Source organism: Arenicella xantha (assembly GCF_003315245.1).
Classification (GTDB): Bacteria; Pseudomonadota; Gammaproteobacteria; order Arenicellales; family Arenicellaceae; genus Arenicella; species Arenicella xantha.
The window spans coordinates 1-3,311 of the sequence record NZ_QNRT01000019.1 but is presented as its reverse complement, the minus strand read 5'-3'; the positions used below and the strand labels follow the sequence as shown (position 1 = coordinate 3,311).

The window sequence follows — 3,311 nt, the reverse complement described above, 5'->3', positions numbered from 1 at the left end:
CACCAGGGTTCAATAATGCCTAACAAGCTTAAAAACTTACATTCACTACGTTCATTCGGACGCGCAAAAAACGCGCGCCCGTTTTAAGGGCGTTATACGTGTTGGTGCAAGAGTGTTAAATAGACTACGGATATTGGCTCCTTTAGCTTTGTTGCTAGTTTTTGTTGCGATAGCTAACTTAGAGTTTTTAATAGGGGTTGAATTTCCGTTTTTAATAAGGGAAAACAATACCTTTGGCCGTTTGAAGGCTTCGTCAGAACACAGTTATTTCGTTGTTTTGTTCGTGTTGTTTATCTTTATTTCATACATGCTAGGTAAAAACGAAAGAAATGCTGGTTATTTTCTTTGTGGCTGTTTGTTTACCGCAGGTGCGTACCTCTGTTGGAGTTTTGATAGCGCCCTTGGCGCTACCATGATACTGCTTACCTTTGTTTTCAGGAAAAACGAAAATGATAAAATATCTAGAAAAAACGTATAACAAGGCAAACCAAAATAACTCACTGCGTTCGTTGGGACGCAGTAAACTGCGCCCCTGTTTGCGGCGTTAGGTGTGTCCTGTCTATTTAGCTAAACCAGTCGTTGATAAGAAGTGTTTCGTTGGTGCAAATTTCCATGAGTGAGGCAGTCTGAAAAACTGATTCATCGTTGTAAGTTAAGTATTTATATCGATTTGGTCGAACAGCATTTTTATCGCTAAACGAATTCTGATAGTCTGGCTTAATAAACGAAAAAAATGGTTTTGTTCTCTGGAGGCAAAAGGAAGTGCATCAAGTCATCGAAGAAGTCACACCACCTAACAAGGCGTCAAAGTACACTCCGCCAACAAGTTGGCTCCGCGGGACGGCTGCTCCGCGCCGCCCCTTGGCTTAGCGTTATGAGTAGTGCTCGATTGATTCTAAGCATGACACCCAATTAAACTCTTTTCCTGAATAAAATCTACAGAGCCCCACTAGGTACTGCCTTTCGATCATGCGAGTAAATAAGAAGATCATAAAGATTTTAATCTTGATGGTAGTACTATCGGTTTTTCTAGGGCTTGGGATAAACGAGGCCATCGATCATTTTGAACTTACAGATCACAAATTTGCGGTTCTTGTTCGAGATTTAGCGGTATTCCTCCCACTAGCATATGCAATAGGTGCGTACTATGAACTTAGATAAACTCATAACAAGTCCCAAAACTGCCGCCTTCGGCTCGGACGCGTTTTCAACGCGCCCGTTTGAGAGGCGTTATGAAGCTTATGCATGACTCAGTGCGTAATTCAGCGATTGCCAGCCTTTACCCTGGTGCTATTGCCGCTGTACCGGGCACCATATTTATGGGAGTCTGGGCGCTGGCTTTGGGTGCAGGTTACGCGAGCGTCTACTTTTTAATATATTTATTAGTAGGTTGGGTCTTGAAACGAAGCAATTTCAATAAATCTATAATTGCTCATGGTGCCCTTTCCGCCTTGATTCCGTTCATTGTTATGTTCATAGGGCTAACGTTATTCACCGTCGGCGACTCCGTCGAAACTTCCCTAATCTTTAGTTTTCTCGGTCTTGTAGGTGGGTTATACCTTGGTTATCTCAATAAAACTTCATAACAAGACGTCAAAGTTCACTCCGCCAACAAGTTGGCTCCGCGGGACGGCTGCTCCGCGCCGCCCCTTGGCTTAGCGTTAGTGTCACGAAGGAATGATGGAACAAACTACTATTCAAGAACTTATTCAAATTAAATATATATTAATGGTCATTGCGGCACTACTTGCCGTGCTTGTGGTGGGGAAGCTGTGCGGTGTAATCGGTAACCTAATAAATAACTGGCGAGCGTATAGCGATAGCCGTATTCGGGTTGCAGCAATTGATATGTTTGATCGTGCTGAATATGTTGAGTTAGAAAAATTTCTGCAAGAAAAATTAATTCTTTTTCCGAATAATGCTACTGCTATATATTGGATGGCACGTTGTAATTTAAGTTCGTCAAATATAGAAAAGGCGAAAGAATATTTTATGAGGCTAAAAGCCTTAGAACCCTCTTGGGAAACGGAGTACGTGACACCTTTCTTAAAAGAAATCGATGAAAAACACTAACAAGGCACCAAAGTTTACTCCGCAGCAAGCTGCTCCGCGGGACGGTCGCTACGCGCCGCCCCTTGGCTTAGCGTTAGTTTTACTACCATGATCTCAAAACTGCTCATACTTGCCTTGGCACTATTTGTACTGGCTGGTTGTAGTAGTCCTGATTGCAGTGAGAGTTCTGAAAAGGCAAGCTTAGTGAGAGCCTTGTCTCAAGAGAGATTTAGTGATCTATTCCTTTATAGTAAAGGCTTAGATTTAGAGCAGCCAGTGCAGCATCATTATGATCCAGAGAAAAATCCGCTTCCCAGCGAAATCTCTGACCTGCCAGTGAAACTGGTCCGAGTAAATGAAAAGCAAGTGCTTTACCGGTTAGATGGTTGTTTTGACCATCATTTAGATTTAGTAGTTTTAAAAGATGATAAAGATTCTCCAAGAATTGAACTGCGTTCTGAAGAAGTACCTAGAATAATTGAAGTCTTATGGCAAAAAGAAAACTAACAAGAACCAAAAGTACGCCTATGGCGGGACGCGCAGAAAACGCGCGCCCCTTTGCTTGGCGTTAGGTGCACAGGAGGCATCGATGAAATTCAGGATATTCATATCTCTTTTGCTCGCGTCTATTTCCGCTGGGGCAATAGCTGACAATTACGATATCAGTGTTACACGTAAAGGGAGTAATCTTTACAAAGTAGATAGCAAAGATATATTTATTCATACCCGCTATTGCTATGAGTACGTTTATTACGAGGAGTCTTTTCTCAGAATGAACGGATATTCTGGTGAGATTATTTTCACTGACTCTGGTGGTAAATGTGATGTCAAAGCGGTCTATGGTCCAAGTGAGCAAGAGGCTGGCAAATACTCTGTAACAATCAATCGAGAAGATGATGATTGGTACGAAGTATGGGGGCAAAGCATATACATAAAAACCAGTGCTTGTTTAAGCCTTGCCCTTGGTGACGAGGCTGTTCTAGCTCTAAGTGCCGGAGGCTACGGCACACTCTACGTAGAAGATGACGAGTGCATGGTTGAAGGTGTGTATTCGAGAATGAGTTTGTAATGCACCTAACAAGCTGTTCAAGCGGGACTGCTAAAGTTTGGCTCGGTTTCGCTTCGCTACACATTTTAGCCAAACATTTACCAGCCCCTTAACAGGGCGTTATAAGTACTAAACGTCATGGAATCTGAAAAAGCGGATATTTTGTCTCACCAATCAAATGTGGCAGTTGTAAAATTACCTAGCCGCGAAT

5 protein-coding genes are annotated in these 3,311 nt (G+C 42.5%); all 5 read left to right on the top strand.

Annotation, left to right across the window (positions count from 1 at the left end; all coding sequences use genetic code 11):
- The first annotated feature begins 112 nt into the window (after positions 1–112).
- The 5 genes from DFR28_RS19410 (at position 113) to DFR28_RS19385 (ending at position 3,121) form a co-directional block, all read left to right on the top strand.
- On the top strand, positions 113–478 hold the full coding sequence (locus tag DFR28_RS19410) for a hypothetical protein (RefSeq protein WP_147251082.1): 366 nt from the start codon (positions 113–115) through the stop codon (positions 476–478).
- A gap of 754 nt (positions 479–1,232) precedes the next feature.
- The gene (locus tag DFR28_RS19400) at positions 1,233–1,586 is read left to right on the top strand and encodes a hypothetical protein (RefSeq protein ID WP_113956060.1); all 354 of its coding nucleotides are present in this window, start codon (positions 1,233–1,235) and stop codon (positions 1,584–1,586) included.
- 94 nt (positions 1,587–1,680) lie between these two features.
- Entirely contained in the window at positions 1,681–2,073 is a 393-nt protein-coding gene (locus DFR28_RS19395; protein ID WP_147251081.1) for a tetratricopeptide repeat protein, read from the top strand.
- Positions 2,074–2,160: 87 nt separating this feature from the next.
- A complete protein-coding gene (locus DFR28_RS19390) occupies positions 2,161–2,559 on the top strand; it encodes a hypothetical protein (RefSeq protein WP_113956058.1) in 399 nt (132 codons plus the stop codon).
- An 82-nt stretch (positions 2,560–2,641) separates the two neighbouring features.
- On the top strand, positions 2,642–3,121 hold the full coding sequence (locus DFR28_RS19385; protein ID WP_113956063.1) for a hypothetical protein: 480 nt from the start codon (positions 2,642–2,644) through the stop codon (positions 3,119–3,121).
- The last annotated feature ends 190 nt before the right edge of the window (positions 3,122–3,311 follow it).

Excerpts from the sequence above, each read along its gene's own strand:
- DFR28_RS19400 (WP_113956060.1), top strand. The coding sequence starts at position 1,233 with ATGAAGCTTATGCATGACTCAGTGCGTAATTCAGCGATTGCCAGCCTT.
- DFR28_RS19395 (WP_147251081.1), top strand. The coding sequence starts at position 1,681 with ATGGAACAAACTACTATTCAAGAACTTATTCAAATTAAATATATATTA.
- DFR28_RS19390 (WP_113956058.1), top strand. The coding sequence starts at position 2,161 with ATGATCTCAAAACTGCTCATACTTGCCTTGGCACTATTTGTACTGGCT.
- DFR28_RS19385 (WP_113956063.1), top strand. The coding sequence starts at position 2,642 with ATGAAATTCAGGATATTCATATCTCTTTTGCTCGCGTCTATTTCCGCT.